This window comes from Salinicoccus kekensis, from assembly GCF_900220995.1.
GTDB lineage: Bacteria > Bacillota > Bacilli > Staphylococcales > Salinicoccaceae > Lacicoccus > Lacicoccus kekensis.
The window spans coordinates 877,903-898,395 of record NZ_OBQF01000001.1 but is presented as its reverse complement, the minus strand read 5'-3'; the positions used below and the strand labels follow the sequence as shown (position 1 = coordinate 898,395).

At 46.8% G+C, this 20,493-nt stretch carries 21 protein-coding genes; 14 read left to right on the top strand and 7 right to left on the bottom strand.

Annotation, left to right across the window (positions count from 1 at the left end):
* Positions 1 to 60: 60 nt before the first annotated feature.
* The 6 genes from xdrA to yhaM all read left to right on the top strand — a co-directional run bounded on the left by xdrA (position 61) and on the right by yhaM (position 7,342).
* The gene (gene xdrA / locus CRN96_RS04510) at positions 61 to 516 is read left to right on the top strand and encodes an XRE family transcriptional regulator XdrA (RefSeq protein WP_097039537.1); all 456 of its coding nucleotides are present in this window, start codon (positions 61 to 63) and stop codon (positions 514 to 516) included.
* Positions 517 to 640: 124 nt separating this feature from the next.
* The gene (locus tag CRN96_RS04505) at positions 641 to 1,771 is read left to right on the top strand and encodes a DUF445 domain-containing protein (protein ID WP_097039535.1); all 1,131 of its coding nucleotides are present in this window, start codon (positions 641 to 643) and stop codon (positions 1,769 to 1,771) included.
* Between the two features lie 51 nt (positions 1,772 to 1,822).
* Complete coding sequence (locus tag CRN96_RS04500; RefSeq protein ID WP_097039534.1) at positions 1,823 to 2,179, top strand: YlbF/YmcA family competence regulator; 357 nt, start codon at positions 1,823 to 1,825, stop codon at positions 2,177 to 2,179.
* Positions 2,180 to 2,269: 90 nt separating this feature from the next.
* Positions 2,270 to 3,454 carry a metallophosphoesterase family protein gene (locus CRN96_RS04495; protein WP_097039532.1) on the top strand — a complete coding sequence of 395 codons (1,185 nt, stop codon included), beginning with the start codon at positions 2,270 to 2,272 and terminating at the stop codon, positions 3,452 to 3,454.
* Positions 3,455 to 3,461: 7 nt separating this feature from the next.
* Entirely contained in the window at positions 3,462 to 6,392 is a 2,931-nt protein-coding gene (locus tag CRN96_RS04490) for an ATP-binding protein (protein WP_097039531.1), read from the top strand.
* Positions 6,393 to 6,403: 11 nt separating this feature from the next.
* Positions 6,404 to 7,342, top strand: a complete 939-nt coding sequence (yhaM, locus tag CRN96_RS04485; RefSeq protein WP_097039529.1) for a 3'-5' exoribonuclease YhaM — start codon at positions 6,404 to 6,406, stop codon at positions 7,340 to 7,342.
* 50 nt (positions 7,343 to 7,392) lie between these two features.
* Here yhaM and CRN96_RS04480 read toward each other — a convergent pair whose 3' ends face one another.
* The 4 genes from CRN96_RS04480 to CRN96_RS04465 form a co-directional block, all read right to left on the bottom strand.
* A complete protein-coding gene (locus tag CRN96_RS04480) occupies positions 7,393 to 8,685 on the bottom strand; it encodes a dicarboxylate/amino acid:cation symporter (RefSeq protein WP_097039527.1) in 1,293 nt (430 codons plus the stop codon).
* Between the two features lie 499 nt (positions 8,686 to 9,184).
* Entirely contained in the window at positions 9,185 to 10,219 is a 1,035-nt protein-coding gene (locus CRN96_RS04475) for a peptidylprolyl isomerase (protein ID WP_097039525.1), read from the bottom strand.
* Between the two features lie 94 nt (positions 10,220 to 10,313).
* Entirely contained in the window at positions 10,314 to 10,688 is a 375-nt protein-coding gene (locus tag CRN96_RS04470) for a YtxH domain-containing protein (protein WP_097039523.1), read from the bottom strand.
* 56 nt (positions 10,689 to 10,744) lie between these two features.
* Positions 10,745 to 11,173 (bottom strand): HIT family protein, encoded by a 429-nt coding sequence (locus CRN96_RS04465; protein WP_097039520.1) that lies wholly within the window; start codon positions 11,171 to 11,173, stop codon positions 10,745 to 10,747.
* An 87-nt stretch (positions 11,174 to 11,260) separates the two neighbouring features.
* On the opposite strand from CRN96_RS04465, the gene CRN96_RS04460 reads away from it, so the two are divergent.
* Both CRN96_RS04460 and CRN96_RS04455 read left to right on the top strand, forming a co-directional pair.
* Positions 11,261 to 12,013: an ABC transporter ATP-binding protein gene (locus CRN96_RS04460; protein ID WP_097039518.1), complete on the top strand. Its 753-nt coding sequence runs from the start codon at positions 11,261 to 11,263 to the stop codon at positions 12,011 to 12,013.
* On the top strand, positions 11,994 to 13,196 hold the full coding sequence (locus CRN96_RS04455; RefSeq protein WP_097039517.1) for an ABC transporter permease: 1,203 nt from the start codon (positions 11,994 to 11,996) through the stop codon (positions 13,194 to 13,196). The genes CRN96_RS04460 and CRN96_RS04455 overlap by 20 nt, the downstream gene beginning before the upstream one ends.
* Positions 13,197 to 13,201: 5 nt before the next feature.
* Here CRN96_RS04455 and CRN96_RS04450 read toward each other — a convergent pair whose 3' ends face one another.
* Positions 13,202 to 13,699: a hypothetical protein gene (locus CRN96_RS04450; RefSeq protein WP_143544282.1), complete on the bottom strand. Its 498-nt coding sequence runs from the start codon at positions 13,697 to 13,699 to the stop codon at positions 13,202 to 13,204.
* Positions 13,700 to 13,881: 182 nt separating this feature from the next.
* Between CRN96_RS04450 and hemE the strand changes: the two genes are divergently transcribed.
* The 4 genes from hemE to lplA all read left to right on the top strand — a co-directional run bounded on the left by hemE (position 13,882) and on the right by lplA (position 18,312).
* A complete protein-coding gene (gene hemE / locus CRN96_RS04445; RefSeq protein ID WP_179647093.1) occupies positions 13,882 to 14,937 on the top strand; it encodes a uroporphyrinogen decarboxylase in 1,056 nt (351 codons plus the stop codon).
* 5 nt (positions 14,938 to 14,942) lie between these two features.
* Entirely contained in the window at positions 14,943 to 15,857 is a 915-nt protein-coding gene (gene hemH, locus CRN96_RS04440) for a ferrochelatase (RefSeq protein ID WP_097039515.1), read from the top strand.
* A 22-nt stretch (positions 15,858 to 15,879) separates the two neighbouring features.
* Complete coding sequence (gene hemY, locus CRN96_RS04435; protein WP_097039514.1) at positions 15,880 to 17,256, top strand: protoporphyrinogen oxidase; 1,377 nt, start codon at positions 15,880 to 15,882, stop codon at positions 17,254 to 17,256.
* Between the two features lie 66 nt (positions 17,257 to 17,322).
* Positions 17,323 to 18,312: a lipoate--protein ligase gene (gene lplA / locus CRN96_RS04430; protein ID WP_097039513.1), complete on the top strand. Its 990-nt coding sequence runs from the start codon at positions 17,323 to 17,325 to the stop codon at positions 18,310 to 18,312.
* Between the two features lie 77 nt (positions 18,313 to 18,389).
* On the opposite strand, the gene CRN96_RS04425 is transcribed toward lplA, so the two are convergent.
* Entirely contained in the window at positions 18,390 to 18,602 is a 213-nt protein-coding gene (locus CRN96_RS04425) for an IDEAL domain-containing protein (protein ID WP_097039511.1), read from the bottom strand.
* A gap of 208 nt (positions 18,603 to 18,810) precedes the next feature.
* On the opposite strand from CRN96_RS04425, the gene CRN96_RS04420 reads away from it, so the two are divergent.
* The gene (locus CRN96_RS04420; protein WP_097039509.1) at positions 18,811 to 19,422 is read left to right on the top strand and encodes a competence protein ComK; all 612 of its coding nucleotides are present in this window, start codon (positions 18,811 to 18,813) and stop codon (positions 19,420 to 19,422) included.
* Positions 19,423 to 19,461: 39 nt separating this feature from the next.
* A complete protein-coding gene (locus CRN96_RS04415; RefSeq protein ID WP_097039507.1) occupies positions 19,462 to 19,635 on the top strand; it encodes a tautomerase family protein in 174 nt (57 codons plus the stop codon).
* Between the two features lie 65 nt (positions 19,636 to 19,700).
* Here the strand turns inward: CRN96_RS04415 and CRN96_RS04410 are convergent, their stop codons facing one another.
* Positions 19,701 to 20,414 (bottom strand): MgtC/SapB family protein, encoded by a 714-nt coding sequence (locus tag CRN96_RS04410; RefSeq protein ID WP_097039505.1) that lies wholly within the window; start codon positions 20,412 to 20,414, stop codon positions 19,701 to 19,703.
* Positions 20,415 to 20,493 lie beyond the last annotated feature (79 nt).

The window sequence follows — 20,493 nt, the reverse complement described above, 5'->3', positions numbered from 1 at the left end:
AGTTTTTTAACGTTATCGCCGGCAGCGATAGGCCGTTGTATTTTTGAAAGGGTGTATAAAATGGATAAACAAGCTTTTATAGAAACTTTACAGTCCAAATTCAAGATGGTGCGTACTGAAGCCGGGTACACACAGGACTCGATGAGCCACACGATCGGATTATCAAAGAAGACATTAGTTCAGATTGAAAAAGAGCGCATTTTGCCGAACTGGACGACATGTATTTCTTTATGTGCACTTTTCAGGAACAGTGAAGTATTGACCAACACATTCTCCGGAGATCCACTGGAACTCGCTCAGGTGATATCCAGAGGTCATTGTGTATATCCGCTTTACGACAATGAGAAAGTGTACTGGGAAACACTTGAAACAAGAAGTGGTTATGAGCTTCAATTCAATAAAGGTAATAAAATCTACAGAGTATTGAATGAGCAGCACCAGCCGGTGCATGCTTCATACATCGAACGGGAAATCCGGACATTCTTCAACAAACAGACCGATCTGCAGCCGGTATAAACTCTGTGATCCCATAAATGAAGGGCAAAGCGCATGACGCTTTGCCCCTTTTTTTCAATAATAGAATGGTTTTATGGTATTATTTACGAAGTGAAGAAAATGATACAGGCAGGGGAGGCACTGGATGAATACAATTGGATTGATAATATTCATGGTGGTCACGGGATCATTGATTGCAGGCTTTACAAATATGCTTGCCATCAGGATGCTGTTCCGTCCCTATGAAGCGAAATATTTATTCGGCATCAAGCTGCCGTTCACACCGGGCGTCATACCGAGCCGGCGGAGCGAGGCTTCGACGAAGCTCGGCAGGATCATCACCGGCCACCTGCTGACCCCGGATGTTTTCATAGATAAAGTCAAAAGTCCCGAGACAGACCGGTTCATAATGAATTTTATAGACAGGCAGATCAGAACGATCGAAGAGGAAAAACTGAGCATCGGTTACTTCCTTGAACGGCTGCATGCCGGACTGAGTGAGAAAGTGATCACGGGCTTCAATGCAGAACTTGAGAATAAGATATCGGAAGAAAGCGAAAAACTTTATATATCGAAGATAGAAGACCTTATGCCGCGCGATGCCATGCATACAATCGACATGAAAGTGGCAGAACTCCGGCCCCAGCTCACCCGCAAACTCGAAGAATACATGGCCTCCGACAAAGGATACGAAGATCTGTACACGATGACGGATGAGTTCATAGAAAAAAGAGGGCGTCTCGCAAAATCATTGAAATATTTCATGACAAAAGAGAACATCACCCTGAATATCCGAAAAGAGCTCATGAAATTGATCCATCATCCCAAGATGGTGGATATCATGGAAAAGTTCATCATCGAAGAGTACAGGAGAGTGAAAGGCAGGCCGGTCAATGACTTCCTGTCCGAGGATGATAAGGACGGGCTCGTCATAAGCATCAGCAGTGCACTGGAAGCACGCATCGACGTGCGCAGCCTGCTGGATAAGCCGATCATTGAATTCAACAGGGAGTTCTTCGACTCTTTCAAAGAGCGCGGCAAGTATACGCTGAAAGACAACACGATCAATTATCTGGCCCACAATATGGGTCGCATCATGGATAAACTTCAGCTTGCCGAAGTGATCAAGAAGCAGATAGACAGCTTCGAACTTGCACACATCGAAGATCTTGTCATGGATGTGGCGAAAAAAGAGTTCCAGATGATCACGCTGCTCGGGTTCATCCTGGGGGCGGTCATCGGATTGTTCCAGGGCATCGTGGTAGTGTTGTTATAAATTAAAAGAATATGTTACAGTAGACACATCAAAAAAATAAGGAGTTTTATGATGTCAGTAAATGTATACGATCAGGCCAATGCACTCGAAAGTGCGTTAAGAGAATCAGATGAATTCAACAACATGAAGGAACTTTATGGGAAAGTGAACAGCAACCCTGAATCCAAGGCATTGTTTGATGAATTCAGACAGGTGCAGATGGAACTTCAGCAAAAGCAGATGCAGGGTGAGGAAATCCTCGAAGAAGACGTGCAGAAGGCACAGAGCTCAGCTGCGGAAATAGAAAATGATGAGAATATCAAAGCTTTGATGGAAGCTGAACAGAACATGAGTCAGCTGATTCAGGACTTGAATCGTGTCATCATGAAACCGATCGAAGAATTGTACGGAATCAACAACCAAAATTAATCATTGAGAGGTCTATTCTTAGGCCTCTTTTGTTTTGAAATTTGGTATACTGGTTGTGTATGAACATATAAAGTAAAGTTGGTGAAATTGATGGTCAAATTTATACATTGTGCGGACCTCCACCTGGACAGTCCGTTCAAATCCCGGACCAGGATGCCGAAGAACATTTTTGAGGATCTGATCTCAAGTACATATAAAAGCGTGGTAAGGATGATCGATGCCGCGATTAAAGAACAGGTGGATTTCATCATCATCGCCGGTGATGTCTTCGACAAGGAAAACCGAACCCTGAAATCCGAAACGTTTTTGAAGAGGCAGTTTGAACGTCTGAAGGATAACGGCATATTCGTCTATATGCTGCACGGCAACCATGATCCGCTCACTGAAAAGGCGAAGACGAAGTGGCCGGACAACGTGAGTGTCTTCAAGGAGCAGGTGGAAACGTTCGAATCCGTGAGTTCGAAGGGTGAGCGCATCTTCCTGCACGGTTTCAGCTACTTCCTTGATGATACATATGAAAACAAGCTTGATGACTATCCGGTCAATGAACTGAATGAGGGCATCCATATCGGCATACTGCACGGGACTTATGCAAACTCGAGCCATAATCAGGCACGTTATACGGAATTCAATCTGGAGACGCTCAACAGCAAGCTTTATCATTACTGGGCGCTTGGGCACATCCATGTCAGGGAACAGCTCTCTGACCTCCCACCGATCCACTACCCCGGCAATATACAGGGGCGGAACAAGAACGAGTACGGCGATAAAGGATTCCTGCTTGTCGAAGGGGATGAGGTCTTCCTCAGCACCACCTTCGTACCTGTACATGAAATCACTTTTGCCGAATACACCCTGGATATGCCGACCTTGGACAAGCATGATGTATATCAGGCCATCATCGAATTCAAATCAAGGCTGCGTGAAGCCGGTAAGAAAATCATTCAGCTGACGCTTCACCACGCGGGGGATGATGAACTGTCGGAAGCGGATTATAATGAACTCCTGCTGCTGCTCCATGAGGATGAGCAGGACGTGAAGGACTTCATATGGATCGATTCACTGGCGGTCGATTATGCAAACCAGAATCAGACCGCAATACTGAATGATATCAAGGCAAGTTATTCAGACAATGATGAAATATTCAAGGAAGCCCTGAACAGCATGTACATGGATCCGAAGATCAACCGTCTGCTGCCGCCGATGAATGAACTGGAAAAAGAAGACTATCTTGACCTTGGCGAAGAGCGTTTGAAAATGCTGATGAGGAAGTAGTGAAAAGATGAAGATTCTATCATTAAACATATACGGTTACGGGAAGATTGCAGAAACTGAAATCAGGACACCCCATCAGTTCGTCCAGATATTCGGTGAAAATGAAGCGGGCAAATCCACAATGCAGTCATTCATCCATTCTGTACTCTTCGGTTTTCCTACGAGAAAAGAAGCTGAACCCAGACGTGAACCGCGCATGCATAACATGTACGGCGGCAAACTCACCGTCGACTTTGAAGAGGGCGAGGGCCCGGTCGAGATAGAAAGGGTCAAAGGCAATAAAGTCCAGGGTGACGTGAAGATATATTTGAATGACGGCTCTTCACGCAGTGAAGACTGGCTGATCAGGAAGATGAACTTCATCGATAAACGCACATACCGTTCGATATTTTCATTCGATGTGCTCGGACTCCAGGATATCCATAAGAATATGACGGAAGACAAACTCCAGGAGTACTTGCTCCGTGCAGGGGCGCTCGGCTCCCATCAATATGATGAGATGCTCTCGGCCATCGATCAGGAATTGAAGGATTTATACAAGAAGAACGGCATCAATCCGAAAATCAATCAGGAACTGGTGGAACTCCGCGAGATCAATGAAAAGATCCGCAAACTGGAAGCAGAGGAATCGAATTATAATCATCTGACGACAGAACAGATGAAATATGAGGAGAGCATCAGCGCCAAACGGGATGCGCTGCACCAGCTGGATACAGTCAGAAAACAGAAGATGAAGGAAATCATGTATCACAGAGATATAAAAGAATGGAAGGCTCTGGAAGGCATACTGAATGTCGCGCCCCCCACATTCCCTGAAAAAGGTATCGAAAGATACGAGTCATTGAAAAACAGTTATGAACAGGCGACAAAGGATATCGATCTCCGTCTGGAAAAGTTGAAATCATTGAAGAGTGAAATCAACCGAATCAAACTGCCTGCAGCAGAAGATATGGAGTATCTCGAGGCACTCAAGTCCCGGGAGCCTGACATCAAGCAGAAGAATTTGGAAGTCACCCGCCTCACCAATGCAATCGAAAACCTTGAAGATGAAATCGTCCAGCTGCAGAAAGACATCGGCTGGGAGAATGAACACCTCGAGGTGGATGATTCGAACATCGTCCGGGAATCCGTCCAGGCGCTGCTTGCCAAACTTGACGAAGTCAACCTTGAAGAGCAGTACCTCGTGCGTGAGGTTGAACATATCAAATCCGACGTCAGACAGCTCGATCAGGAAATCACGGAGCTCGAGGCGGCCCAGATCAGTGACGCACGCATCAGGGTCAAAAAGGAAGTGCTGGACAAGCAGGTCGAGCTTAAGGAAAAGGGTAAGATGTTCCAGCTCATTGAAAAGGAATATGAGAGGGAGAAGCGGGAACGCAACCGTGCAAAAAGGAACCAGACTTTCCTCATCCTTGCCATCAGTGCAGTCACACTCGGCATCGGGATCTTTTATTTCATCAACTCCGCACTGATCATGGGAACGGTATTCACGGCAATCGGCCTGGCAGCGCTCCTCATCCTTTTTCTGACGAACAGGGAAGAAGAGGAGAACCTGCGGACCGATTATGAAAATGAAGTGGCGGAACTGAAAGATGAAATCGAAGGGATCAAACAGGCACACGACATCGATTTCGACCTGAATGATGCAAGGGACTTGAAGATGGATCTGCGCACCCTGAAATCAAAACGCATTTCCCTCAACGTGAAGATTGAAGAGTTGAAAGAGACGCTCGCGATGAAAGAAACCGAACATGACCGTCTGAACACCGACCTTCTGGAAGTGAAGCGGAAACTTAAAATCAATCCTGACATCGAGAACAAATATATTGTGGATGCAATCCATACGATCCGTGACATCAAGCAAAAGCGCAATCAGATCAACAGGCACAGCGTCGAGAAGGACAATGTCATCAGGAGCCTGCAGGCGTTCAAATGTGAAGTGAAGGCTGAAATTTCAAGGTTCGGCATCACGTACAATGATGCTTCCATCTTCTATGAAGTGAATGCAAGACTCACCGAACTCAATGAGGATATCGCAAATTACAATCATCTGTCCGATCAGATCCAGCTGCTCGAAAATGAAATCAGCGTCATGGAAGAAAGAGTGGCTTCAGCCGGCAGGGAGATCGAAGGACTGTTCGATCATGTCGATGCGGAAGATGAGGATGAATACTACTACCATGCACGCAAGTTCGAAGAGTATCAGAATAACCTGAATCAGTTCAGGGCACTCGATGCCAAGCTGGAGGAAGAGCTGTTCGATTATGATATAAGGAACGACCTTGCTTCCTTGATGCTTGCCGACCTGAAAGAAGAGGAAGAGGGCATCAACAGACAGATTGAACATTTCAACGAACTTGTGCAGGATGAACAGAAAGTGCTTGCGGAACTGAACAAGGAAATCGAAGTGCTTGAAGGCGACGGCAAATTGAGCGAGCTCAACCATGAGTATGAAATGCGCAAGAGCCTGATCCAGGGCCTTTCGGAAGATTATCTGTCGCTCAAATATATCCAGCTGCTCATCGAGACCCACATAAAAGCGATCAAGGATGAGAGGCTGCCGATCGTCATCGAGGAAGCGAGGAACATATTCGAATTCGTGACCAAGGGCAGGTACATCAATGTCATCTATGATGACAACGGCATCACCGTCAGACATTCGAACGGCCAGCTCTTCCATCCGCTGGAGCTCTCACAGTCGACAAAGGAGATGCTCTACATCAGTCTCCGGCTCAGCCTGATCCAGGCACTGCAGGGCTATTATAAGCTGCCGTTGATCATTGATGATGCATTCGTCCATTTCGATAGAGAGCGCAAGAAAATCATAATGGATTATCTGCGGAGCGAAGTGAAAGACCAGGTCCTTTATTTTACGTGTAATCTTGATACCGCAATACCTTCCAACCAGACAATCAGATTAAAAGAGAAAGTTAAATAGAGGTGAATTTTGTGACGAATATCGCAAATCTTAAAGCAGGGGACAGTGTGGAAACTTTCTACCTGATCAAAAGAAGCCAACAGGGTGTCACCACCCAGGGGAAACCTTACATGACACTGTATCTCCAGGACAAGTCAGGTGAAATCGAAGCCAAGCTCTGGACGGTCTCCAAGGAAGATATGGAATCCCTTGTTCCCGAGACGCTGATCAAAGTGAAAGGTGACGTCATCGATTACCGCAATAAACGTCAGATGAAGATCGCGATGTACCGCCTTGCGACGGAGCAGGATGGACTGCAGCCGAAGGACTTTGTCGAAAAAGCGCCGATGGATGAAGATGAACTGCTTGAAAGCATACTGGATTATACTTTGAAGATAGAGAACGGTGCGCTTCAGCGCATCGTCCGTCAGCTTTTGTCGAAATATAAGAATGAATTTTTGACTTATCCTGCCGCGATGACGAATCATCATGACTTTGTATCCGGACTCGCATACCATGTACACTATATGCTGAGGACGGCGGAAGCATTATGCGACATCTACCCGTCATTGAACAGGAGCCTGCTGTACAGCGGCATCATACTGCACGACATCGGCAAAGTGAAGGAGCTGTCCGGACCGATAGGGACGACTTACACGACGGAAGGCAACCTGATCGGCCATATCGTCATCGCAGTGGAGGAGATCACCAAAATTGCAGATGAACTGGAAATTGATGGAGAGGAAGTTCTGCTGCTGAAGCACTTGATCCTCTCGCACCACGGCAAGCTCGAGTACGGTTCACCGAAAGTGCCGATGTTGAAGGAGGCGGAAATCCTGCATTTCATCGACAACATCGATGCACGTATGATGATGATGGATAAGCATCTGGACAACACGAAAGAAGGCATGTTTACGGAACGGATATTCCCTCTGGAAAACAGGAACCTTTATAAGCCTGAAAGTTTCTAAAATAAACCACCCTCCCTGCTTGAAGCGGGGAGGGTGGTTTTTTTGTTGGATCATTCAGCATGGCGTGCGTTGCCGTCCGACTCTTTTCTCACCTGCTGTTCGTTCAGTACGACCGAGATTGCCGCATCACCCGTGATGTTCACAGCTGTACGGGTCATATCAAGCAGCCGGTCGATGCCGAGGATGATACCGATCGCTGCAGGATCCAGGCCGACCGCGGTGAGCACCATCGCAAGCATGACCAGGCCGACGCCCGGCACGCCCGCCGTACCGATGCTCGCGACAACCGCGATGAGGACGACCGTGATCATCTGCATGATGGTGAGGTCGATTCCCGTGAGCTGGGCGATGAAGACCGTCGCCACCCCCTGCATGATTGCGGTGCCGTCCATGTTGATCGTCGCACCGAGCGGCTGGACGAAGCTCGAGATGCTCTTCCTCACTCCGAGGTTATTTTGGGCGGTCTCCATGGAAACGGGAAGTGTCGCACTGGATGAAGATGTACTGAAGGCGACACCCATCGCAGGGAGGAACCCTTTGATGAACCAGATGAAGCTCCGTTTACCGAGGAACTGGATGACTGCACCGTAAACGAATATCAAATGTATGAACAGGGCAAGCAGCACACAGACGAAGTACATGCCGAGCTGCTGGATGGCACCGAACCCTGCCTGTATGAAGGCTGTCGCCACGAGGCCGAATGCACCGATCGCTGCGAAATATTTCATGATTGCAAGAACGATCCACATGATGACTTCATTGGCCTCTTCGAATATTTTGATCAACCCTTTCGCCTTATCCCCCACGGCGATGATCCCTATACCGATGAAGACTGCGAAAGCGATGATCTGAAGCATATTGGCCGTGGCCATGGCGTCGATCACATTATCCGGGATGATATTGATGATCGTCTGGTCGAAAGTCTGCTCGACAGCTTCACCCGTATCACCCCCAAGCTCCGTTTCACGGTATTCCTCAACTTCCGATGAGTTGAGCAATTCCGACTGACCTTCACCCGGCTGCAGCACGAGTGCAATGATCAGTGCGAGGGTGATCGCGATTGCGGTGGTGGCCAGGTAAAATGCCAGTGTCTTGATGCCGAGGCTCCCCAGCTTTTTCGGATCCCCGACACCGACGACACCAAGTACAATTGAAATGAAGACGACAGGCACGACGACCATGAAAATCAAACTGAGGAAAATCTGACCGACGAGGTTGAAGACATACTGATCGAGCCATTGCACCCATGTCTGGTCGGATATCGGGTTCAGCACCGATCCGATGATGATACCTGCGACTAAACCAATGACGATATAGAGTGTTAAACGATTACCGACTTTCATATTACTCCCCCCTGGACCGAAATGATAACGCTTTCATAAAACTGTTTTAAATCCCCTTGAACTTGAGCAGCTGGTTAACTTTATATGATTTTATTATAGCATCAAAAGACAGAAAATTGAGAAAAGAATATGGTGTTTAATTTTTTTATTTTTTTGGAGGATTGGGGGGAGGTTTTAATAAAGACCGATTTGCATAGGTGGAAATCGTCGTTCAGATCGGAAGAGGGGAGAGAATCCGATTTGAAGCAGCGGGAATCGCCATCCAGATCGGAATAGGGGAGAGAATCCGATTTGAGGCGGGGGGAATCGTCATCGAGATCGGAATATGGAGGCGAATCCGATTTGAGGCGGAGGGAATCGTCATCGAGATCGGAATAGGGGAGGGAATCCGATTTGAGGCCTCAAAAATCACGGTTCAAATCGGCACAACGACCTCCGGGCAGGATAAACTCCACAAAAAAATCTGCACCGGGGTGCAGATCTCAAGTTTAAATGAATTTTATTCTTCATCAGTATCTTCTTCTGTGTCTTCAGCAGGTGCTTCTTCTGCGTCTTCGCTGTCTTCTTCAGCTTCTTCTTCCTCAACAGCGGCTTCTTCGCCGTCCATCATGTAAGTTTCCTGAATATATGACTCAATTTCATCATTTTCAAAGGAGACATTGTACTCGTCAAGGAGATCCTGATAGAAAGTCAGGACCTGGCCCGGATCTTCCTGGATTCTCTGGTTGACCATCTGGCTCTTCACAGCATCAATTTCTTCATCGAGATTTTCTTCTTCGCCTCTTTGGATGATGTGATAACCGAAGTCAGATTCCACAGGCTCGCTTGTCATTTCACCTTGCTCGAGTTCAAAAAGTGCTTCTTCAAACTCAGGTACCATCTGTCCTTCAGTGACCAGGCCGAGTGAACCCTGTTCTGCAGCACTGCCCGGATCACCCGACTCTTCTTCGGCGACTTCACCGAAGTCTGCGCCGTCTTCGATTTCAGAAATCAGATCTTCCGCTTTTTCTTCCGCTTCTTCATCTGATAAACCGTCCTCTTCCTCTTCATCCACTGCAATGAGGATATGTGCACCTTCTGCTGCGTTTTCCATGGCTTCTTCATCGGTGATGTCGAATTTTTCAGCGAAGAAGAGATCATGGTATGTACTTGCTATACGCTGTTCTCTGTAGTTTTCCGCTGTCATGCCAGGCTGCTGCTGGGCCATCATCATTTCGAACTGTTCCTCGCCGCCGTACTGCTCCATCTCGGCATCGACCTGCTCGTTGATTTCAGCCTCATCGACTTCATCGCTGTATTTATCCTGCAGTATCTGATCAAGCACAAGCTGGAAAGTCTGGTTTGCAACCTGGGTCGTACCCATTTCATTCAATATATCATCAACAGTGACGTCTCCTGCATCACTTGTTGCCAATACTTCCCCAAATTGTGTTTCGCCGTCCCCGCCGTTCGAACTGCTTTCTTCGCCGTTCCCGCATCCTGCGAGTCCGATCAGGCCCAGTCCGATAAGAACAGGCATCAATTTTTTCTTCATAAACACTTCTCCTTTAGTCATCCTACAAGTGATAATATCATACAAAAATGGCGGAACACAAATAGTATTGCGTTCCGCCATCATCAGTATGATATTATTTTTTCTTCCTGCTCGTTATATTGCTCGCAGTTTTACTGATCTCTTCCCCGCGGTTCGAAACGTTATCCACATGGTTCTGGATGTTTTCGATGTTGGGATTGATATCCGCCTGGAAGTTGCTGATCATCGTTTTGATTTCATCACCCAGACTGCTGAACACTTCCTGAGACTCATGCTTCGTCTTTAAAAATGAGGATTTGACTGCATTGGCTTCAATTTTCACCTGATTCATCTGGGATTTGAAGTTGCCTGATTCTTCCTTTAAAGACTGCTGCAATTCTGAACCGGATTTCGGTGCATTCAGTATGGATACGAGTGCACCGCCGGTCACTCCGACAAGAAAACCGACTGCTATGTTCTTAAGCTTCATTCATGACACGTCCTTTTAGCGAGTTTATATAAACCATTACCCATTAAGAATGGGTCCTACTCATCGAGCTCGGATTTGATGCGGTCTTCCAGCTCCTTGCGTTCGTCATCCGAACCTGGTTCCGAGACCGGGTCCCATTTGTAGTTGAAGCCGTCGTATTCATCATCATATCTTGGTATGAGGTGGAAGTGCAGGTGGAATACGGACTGTGAGGCATAAGAGCCGTTATTTTGAACGACGTTCAGGCCTTTAGGATTGAACGCGGCCCGGAGTGCCCTGGCGACTTTCGTCACTGCAGCCATCACTTCTGCACCGGTCTCATCGTCCAGGTCGTAGATGTTTTCAATCGGGCGCTTCGGAATGACGAGTGTATGGCCTTTCGACAAAGGGAATGCATCCATGAAAGCGAGTACCGTCTCATCTTCATAGACGATGTTTGCCGGGATTTCCCTGTCGACGATCTGTTCAAAAATTGTTTTACTCATTCATTGTACCTCCGTAGTTTTATTATGATATATTGTAACTTAGTATCAGTATACAAATAATTTTATTTAAATTAAAGGAAGTCGAATATGGTTCTGAATATAGAGAAATTGACGGGCGGTTATTCCAAGACCGCCGTCATCCATGATATCAGTTTCAATATCAAGGCAGGCGAGATCGTCGGCCTGATCGGTTTGAACGGCGCAGGTAAAAGCACGACGATCAAACATATACTGGGCCTATTAAACCCGCAGGCCGGGCGCATCGAAGTCAACGGTATAGAGATCGGGGAAGATACAGAAGAGTACAGGCGTGCGCTTGCCTATATCCCCGAGTCACCGATATTGTATGAGGAATTGACGCTGAACGAGCATATCGATATGACCATTATGGCTTACGGGCTGGAGGAGGGGATGGCGTGGGAACGTGCTGAGCAGCTTTTGAAAGTGTTCAGGCTGGATGAGAAGGGCGAAATGTTCCCGACGCATTTCTCAAAAGGGATGAAGCAGAAAGTGATGCTCATCTGTGCATTCATCGTAGAGCCGGACCTTTACATCATTGATGAACCCTTCCTTGGCCTCGATCCCCTCGGCATCGAGTCATTGATTGAACTTATGGTGTCTGAAAGGACGGAAGGCCGCTCGATCCTGATGAGTACACATATTTTATCCACGGCTGAGCGCTATTGCGACCGCTATGTGATACTGGATGACGGCAGGCTGCTGGTCTCCGGCACGATTGATGAACTGAGGGACGGGCTCGGCATGCCGGGGGCATCACTCGACGAGCTGTATCTGTCACTGACGGGGGGCGCAGGTTCCAATGAAAGCACCCCTTCATAAAAGCAGGATAGAGGATGATATCAGGGTCCGGGCATATTACGGCAAGTATATATTCAACAGCCACTTTTTAATATTCCTGACGATTGCGGCAGGTGTGTTCCTGTACTCGCTCCTCGGGATGCTGTCGATGATGGAGCCGAGCATCTACTTGGACATCATCGCGGCGCTGCTCATGAGCTTCACTCTGCTGCCGAAGTACCGCCCGCTTTTGAAGGAGGCGGATGTGCTGTTCCTGCCGCCGTACGAAAAGCATATGAAGCGCTACTTTTCATCCATGGACAGGTATTCAGTCTGGCTCGGCATCTACCTCCCGGAAATCGGGCTCGCCATATCGCTGCTGCTGCTCCGGGTCGGACATCCGGGGTGGGTGATGGCTTTATTTGCAGCGATGTCAGTACTTTTATATATCATGGCGTTTTTGATCAGGCGGGATGCCGTCAATTCGCCGGTTTCCCAGAACACTGTAATATCGCTGCTGATCATCATCCACTTTGTATCGCTCCTTTCACTGCTTATCCATCCGGCATTCACCATCCTGGGTCTTCTGCTGATCGGCGGCCTGTACTTCTGGGTTCAGAAGAAGCAGCATAAAAATCTGGACTGGCCGAAAATCATTGATTATGAAGCATCGATGAAGCAGAAGTATTATCAGTATGTGTCGATGTTCACCAATGTCCGGCAGGCGTCGAAGCAATATAAGAGGAGGAAGTACTTCGATTTTCTTTTGAGACGGCCGAAGGCGGGCCGTTTCAATAAAGATCATATGTATGAATACCTCTTCAGAAGGACATTTCTAAGGGACAATGATCTTCCGATGATCATCCTGAGGCTTCTGCTTATATTCTCAGTCGTCATCATATGGGTGGATCAGCTCGTATTATCGGTGATTGTCCTGCTGTTTGCACTTTACGTCATCGTCCTTCAGATGTCACAGCTCTACACCGCGCAGGCGTATCTGCTGTGGCCTAAAATATGGCCGGTGAAAAGGGAGTATATCCAGGACGGGTACATCCGTTTTTCCCATAAGATGATCTTCATGATTGCGCTGCTCCTTGCAGTCATATTCATCCTCCTGCATCCCGTCTATTTCTATATTGCGGCAGTCTTCCCCTTATGGGGCTATATGCTGAACAGCTACTTCAGCAAAAATGTATATAAAAAAGAAAGATTACTGAGTGATTGATCCGCTCAGTAATCTTCTTCGTCTTCAGGCTGGTCTTGCAGCGCCTCTTCATTCTCTTTGACAGGCAAATAAATCTTGGATGCGCTGTAGCTGTGGAACATGGCTCCTGCATCCCGGAATTTCTTCAGGACATCGGTCGTCAGGTAGTCCCTGTAGATGTCGGACGTTTTGAAGTCGCTTATCGTCGAGCTGGCCGGCCACTGTGTGAAGACGATGAAAGTATCCCTCTCATCGGAATGGCCGATGCGGTATGCAAGGAGGCCTTTTACGTTCTGAAGCTTCTGGTTCAAATCCGACAGATGCCCCAAAATGGACGCATTGCCGCTTCCTGAAACAGGTATATATTGTATATGAATGGTGTTTTCCTCATTCAATGAGCCGTGGCTGTGCAAAATTTCATAATCATACCCTGAAGCAAAAAGTGATGCATCTTCATCCTCAGTGTACAACATTGCTTCACGATCCCTTGCATTCATCATCAGCTTGGGGTTTTTTTCTTTCATGGAAGTCATATAGTCAAGAGTGCCTGTTGTAACGTGTAATTTCATTATGTTCACCTCTTATCATGTCTTATATCTACTATACCTTCCACTGTGCCGATTTAAACTTGAGCGCCCGGCAAATATCATTTTTTTGTCATTAATTTCTACGTTATGACACTGAATGTAAGGTATGATAATATAGTATGGGAAATTATGAGACGGAGGCTTTTGAATTGTTTAATGATACTTTGATTAGAGCGGCAAAAGGTGAGAAGACAGAACATACACCTGTATGGTTCATGAGGCAGGTGGGGCGCAGCCAGCCTGAGTATTTGAAGGTCAAGGAAAAGTATTCTTTGATTGAAATCACGAAGCAGCCTGAGCTGACAGCTTACTTAACGGCGACCCCGGTGGAGAATTACAACGTTGATGCGGCAGTATTGTACAAAGACATCATCACACCGCTGGCACCGATTGGCATCGATGTGGAGATCAAGGCGGGCGTCGGGCCGGTCATCCATAATCCGATCAAGGATATTAAAGATGTCGAGAAACTTGGGGAACTCGATCCTTATAAAGACCTCGACTACATTTATAAAACGATTGAAATATTGACGAAAGAAAAGCTCAATGTACCTTTGATCGGGTTCTGCGGCGCGCCGTTTACAGTGGCGAGCTACATGATCGAAGGCGGGCCGACAAAAAACTTCCATAAGACAAAGCAGCTGCTTTACAACGAGCCGAAGACCTGGCACCTGTTGATGGAGAAGCTGACGGATATGAGCATCACCTATCTGGATGCGCAGATCGATTCGGGTGCAAGCATCATCCAAATATTCGATTCCTGGAGCGGTGCGTTGAGCAGGCCGGTTTACGCCGAACATTTGTCACCTTACATGAACAGGATTGCTTCACACGTGAGGTCGAAAGGTGTTCCTGTAATCGTCTTCGGTATCGGTGCTTCCCATCTCATACCTGAATGGAACACGCTTGATGTCGATGTGATCGGACTCGACTGGAGGACATCCATCAACGAAGCGAGGGAAATGGGTGTCAAAAAAGCACTGCAGGGGAACCTTGAACCGGCATTGCTGCTGACGGACTGGGAAATCATCGAAGCGAAAGCCAAGGAGATCGTGGCGCAGGGCAACAGGACCGGACATATATTCAACCTTGGACACGGTGTGTTCCCTGAAGTGGAACCTGATACCCTTAAGAGATTGACAGAATTAGTTCATACTTACAGTAAAGGATTGTGATTTTAGTGGCACAGAAAAAAGGATTATTGGTCATGGCATACGGAACGCCTTATAAAGAAGAGGATATCGAGCCTTACTACACCCATATCAGACGAGGCAGGCCGCCAAGTGAAGAGGCGCTTCAGGACTTGAAGGACCGCTACGAAGCGATCGGCGGAATCTCACCTCTGGCTGATACGACTGAGAGGCAGGCGGAAGCACTGCTGCAGCAATATAATTCAAAATCTGAAGATGAATATCAGCTCTACATCGGCTTGAAGCATATCGATCCGTTCATCGAGGATGCAGTCAAACAGATGTCTGAAGACGGTATAAAAGAAGCCGAGTCCGTCGTGCTGGCACCGCACTATTCCAATTTCTCCGTCGGCACCTACAACCAGCGTGCCCAGGAAGAGTGCGAAAAATACGGCATCGAACTGAAGTCGGTGGAATCATTTTATGATGAGCAGCCGTTCCTCGATTTCTGGACGGAAGCGGTCAAGTCGTCACTGAGTGAAATCGATGAAGCAGAACATGGTGAGACGGCGATCATCGTCAGTGCCCACAGTCTTCCGGAGAAGATCAAAGAACAGAACGACCCTTATCCGGGGCAGCTCGAAGAAACTGCACAGCTGCTGAAAGAGCAGGCGGGGCTTCAGAACGTCTTCGTCGGCTGGCAGTCGGAGGGCAATACGCCGGAACCATGGCTCGGACCCGACGTGCAGGATCTGACGCGTGATCTTTATAACGAGCATGGTTTCAAACACTTCATCTACCTGCCGCTCGGATTTGTCTGTGAGCACCTGGAAGTGCTCTATGACAACGACTATGAATGTAAAGTCGTGTGTGACGAAGTCGGTGCCGGCTACCACAGGCCGACAATGCCGAACACAGACGAAAGATTCATCCAGTCGATGATCAACCAGCTCGAGAGACTATAATAGTAGCAAAGAAGGGTTTTAAATGACGAAAGTTGCCATTATCGGGGCAGGCATCACAGGACTGTCTGCAGGTTTCTATCTGACCAGGGACGGCCAGGATATCGAAGTGGACATCTATGAGAAGGCGGACCATGCCGGAGGCAAGATCATGACATACCGGAAAGACGGTTTTGTCATCGAACTTGGCCCCGAATCATATTTGAGCCGTAAAGAAGCGTTGACGGACCTTGCAAAGGAAATTGGGCTTGAAGACGATCTCGTCAGGAATGAAACAGGGCAGGCGTATATTTATGCCGGACACCGGCTGCATCCGGTGCCTCCCGGCACGATGCTCGGCGTACCGACGGAAATCATGCCTTTCCTGACATCAAGTCTGATCTCTGTATCGGGCAAGCTGCGTGCGCTGATAGATTTGGCCAAAGGCAGGACACCTCTATACACGGATGTTTCCGCCGGCAGCTTCTTCAGGGAGAGGCTCGGCGATGAAGTCCTTGAGAATTTGATCGATCCCCTGTTGTCCGGGGTTTACAGTACTCCGATCGACAGGCTCAGCCTGATGTCGACTTATCCCAATTTCAAGCATCAGGAACAGAAGCACGGCAGCCTGATCAAAGGCATGATCAAATCGAAGCAGCCTAAGAAGAACACAAAAAAAGTCGGACAGTTCTTCCAGTTCAAAAATGGATTGATATCATTCATCGAAAGGCTCCAGGAGAGAGTGGAGTCACAAAATGCCAATCTGCATTTCAACAGTGATGTTGAAGCGATAGTGAAATCCGGTGAAGGTTACAAAGTGACGGTCAACGGCAAAGAAGAACATTATGACCAGGTGATCATCACGACCCCGCACTTCCAGTACAAGCGCTGGTTCGAGGATAAAGAACTCGAGTATTTCAAGCATATGCCTGCAACGAGTGTGGCAACCGTCGTCATGTCGTTTGATGCCGATCAGGTGAAGAATGACATTGACGGCACCGGATTCGTGGTCAGCCGTAATATGGATACTGCAATCACCGCCTGCACATGGACCAATAAGAAGTGGAAGCATTCCACCCCTGAAGGCAAGGTGTTGCTCAGGGCATATGTCGGCAGACCCGGTGATTTCATCGTCGAAGAGAAATCTGAAGAGGACATCCTCCGTCTCGCCCGTAAAGATCTGGACAGGATCATGGACATTGAAGGGGAGCCTGAATTGAAAATAGTCACCAAGCTCAAGAACTCGATGCCGAATTACAACGTCGGCCATAAAGAAATGATCGACGGCATCCATGAACATATGGAAGAGACGTATCCCGGCATACAGCTGATCGGTGCGTCACACTATGCCGTCGGCCTGCCGGACTGTGTTAAAGGCGGCAAGGAAGCTGCTGAAAATGTTCTTTCCGGTTCAAAATCATAATGGACGCACTATGACACCTGATTAATATATAATGGTCTCAGATCATTTTTTATAGGAGGTCATACCGTGAAATTCATATCCAACAACAACATTACAGATCCCATGGTCAACCTGGCGATGGAGGAGTACGTACTGAGGGAAATCCCCACTGATGACTCATACTTTTTATTTTATGTGAATCAGCCGTCCATCATCATAGGCAAAAACCAGAATACGATCGAGGAAATCAATGAACCCTATATCCGTGAGCACGGCATCAAAGTGGTCCGGCGTGTTTCCGGCGGCGGTGCAGTGTACCATGATGAAGGCAACTTGAACTTCAGCTTCATCACCGAGGACGATGGCGACAGTTTCCATAACTTCAAGCGCTTCACACAGCCAATCGTCGATGCGCTTCAGGAGATGGGCGTCAATGCAGCACTTTCCGGCAGGAACGATATCGAAGTCGACGGCAAAAAGGTTTCCGGAAACGCGATGTTCACCCAGAAAGGCAGAATGTTCTCCCATGGCACTGTCATGCTCGACAGTGATATCAGTGAAGTCCAGAATGCACTTAAAGTGAACCCTAAAAAGATCGAATCCAAAGGCATCAAATCAGTGAGCGCAAGAGTCGGCAACATCAATGACTTCCTGGATGAAAAGATAGATATAGAAGAATTCAAACGCCGTATACTGATTAAAATATTCGGTTCTCTGGAAGAAGTCGAAGAATACAAACTGACTGATGAAGACTGGGAAAAGATCGACAAGTTATCCAAGGAGAAGTACCAGACATGGGAGTGGAACTACGGCAGAAACCCCAAGTATAATTTCAACGCCTCCCATAAATTCCCGGCAGGACTCCTGGATATCAGATTTGAGGTCAATCAGGGCAGGATTGAACAGGCGAAGATCTTCGGGGACTTTTTCGGTGTCGGTGAAGTGGTGGATATCGAGGAACGTCTTGAAGGTGTGGAACACAGCTATGAGGCAATCGACAATGCACTGAAAGATATCGACATCAGCCATTATCTTGGCAGGATCACAAGGGAAGAGTTCCTGGAACTGGCCGTATAAAATAAAATTAGCTGACTTTACTCATGTATGTTGATAATACAAAGTAAAGTCAGCTATTTTTTGTTGAACGGTGTAATTTAATTTTCATCTTCAGTAATCTCTCTCAACAGTTTAGTATAGGTATTGAACTTCTCTTCATCTCTTTCGACCAATGCTTCTTCAATCTTCTCTCTGTAAAGCTTTGTGTTGAAATCATCAAGCGCTTCTTGAAGCAGGATGTCTGCAGAAAGGTCGTTAATCGTGTTGATGAAAACGCGTAACTGGTTTACGGGATAGACTTGTTTACTCATAGTATTCCGCCCCCTTAATTTATCTTGTATTGAATTATAAAGGGTGTAATTAACATTGTCAAATCCGTTTTGAATATTTTGACAATTAAATATTGTAAAAATACTCTTTACAATATGTATTACAAATTTAATATAAATAGTCATTGGAAGTTAACAACTTAGTTAACATATGTTATATTATATTTATCAAAAATAAAGGGGCAGGACAATGAAACAATTTTATCACATCCACGATGAGACCATGTATATGTTGTCTGTAGGAAACAAAGGTTTGACTGAAACAAGGATAGGGGAGTTATTCGGCGGTGAGAGCGCCTTGTGTCTATCATCACCGAATAAGATCATGGAAAGGAACTGTAAACAGTATTCTCAGAGTTACCCGGCCAGAAAAGAATTGACGAGGAAGCTGACAGGACTCAGCGCGAAATTGCCGATCATCATCGACCTTTTCGGTTCAATCATTTTCTTCTGCACACATTCGGACAGGGTGAATGAGAACAGCTGGTTCAATATAAAGCACATCCATTCGTACAGGGATTACAACGGGAATACGAGGGTCAGATTTAATAATAATGAGGAAATCGAAGTCGACATATCATTCACTTCGTTCAACAACCAGTACCTCAATGCCCTGAAACTGCACTATAAATTCAATCTGGAAAAAGAGAAGTATGAATTCAGCGAGATGGCAAAATATAAGAACAACAGCGCCGGCTATTACAGGGACGCTGCAGGGGACAGGATCAGCGATGTTTCATACAAGGCTTACTTGCAGTATGTAAAGGACAGCGAGCCTCATAAGATGGACCGCATTACATAAACAACGTATAATGAACTTAAAACTACAGGAGTGGAAAGCATGCCATTTGTAAGAATCCAGCTGAAAGAAGGCCGTACGGCTGAACAGAAAGAAACGCTCGCACAAGAGATCATCAAAACGATGGATGCATCGAAATTTGCACCGAAGGAATCCGTCAGCGTCATTTTTGAAGATATGAAGCAGGAAGACTTTTATTCCGGTAAGAATATGTAGTAAAGAACCCCTCAACCTGAGGGGTTTTATTTTCCGGTTTTATGCAGGACTGGTGAGCTCAATGCTTACAAGCTTTGTATATCAACAGCCAGTACGCCGTCTATTTCCTTGGTCAGCTCATAAATTTCAGTCGTATACTGGCTCTCCGGCACCAACAGCCTCAGGTCGATCTTCTGGCTGCCACTTTCATAGCTCTTTATCTTAACGTCCAAAATCGTAATATCCTTGCTCTCCTGTTGATTCTTCTCATGCAATTTCTCCTCGACGATTTTAAGCACATCCGTCACCTTCAAATTCTTATCGACATTCATTTTCAAAGACATCTCTTTATTCTGCAGTTTCTCAGGACCGATCAACCTGAATATCCTCGGTATGAAGTTGACAGCGATGATCAGGAAAAACACCGCAAAAGCAGCTTCAAAATAAAACCCGGCACCCACTGCAATTCCCAGTCCTGATGCAGCCCAGATCAAAGCTGCACTGGTCAAACCTGAGATGACATCATTTTTTCTGTGCAGAATGACACCTGCACCCAAAAAACCGACCCCGCTTACAATCTGTGCCGCAAGACGCATGGGATCTATCGCATTGTAGGTTGGAGTGGCGAACTGCTCGAAGGATTGGATGGAAACGATCGTCACGAGACAGCTTGCTATACTGATCACCGAGCATGTCTTAAGGCCGAGCGGTTTATGTTTAAGCTTCCGGTCTATACCGATCAACATGCCGAAGATTAAGGCAAGGAATAATTTTAAAAGGACTTCTGAGTCAAAAAACATATGACTACTTCCTTCCGGTAGTGAAATACGAATAAAGTCCCCAGGCATTCAGAAGTGATGATGTATGATAAAAACTATA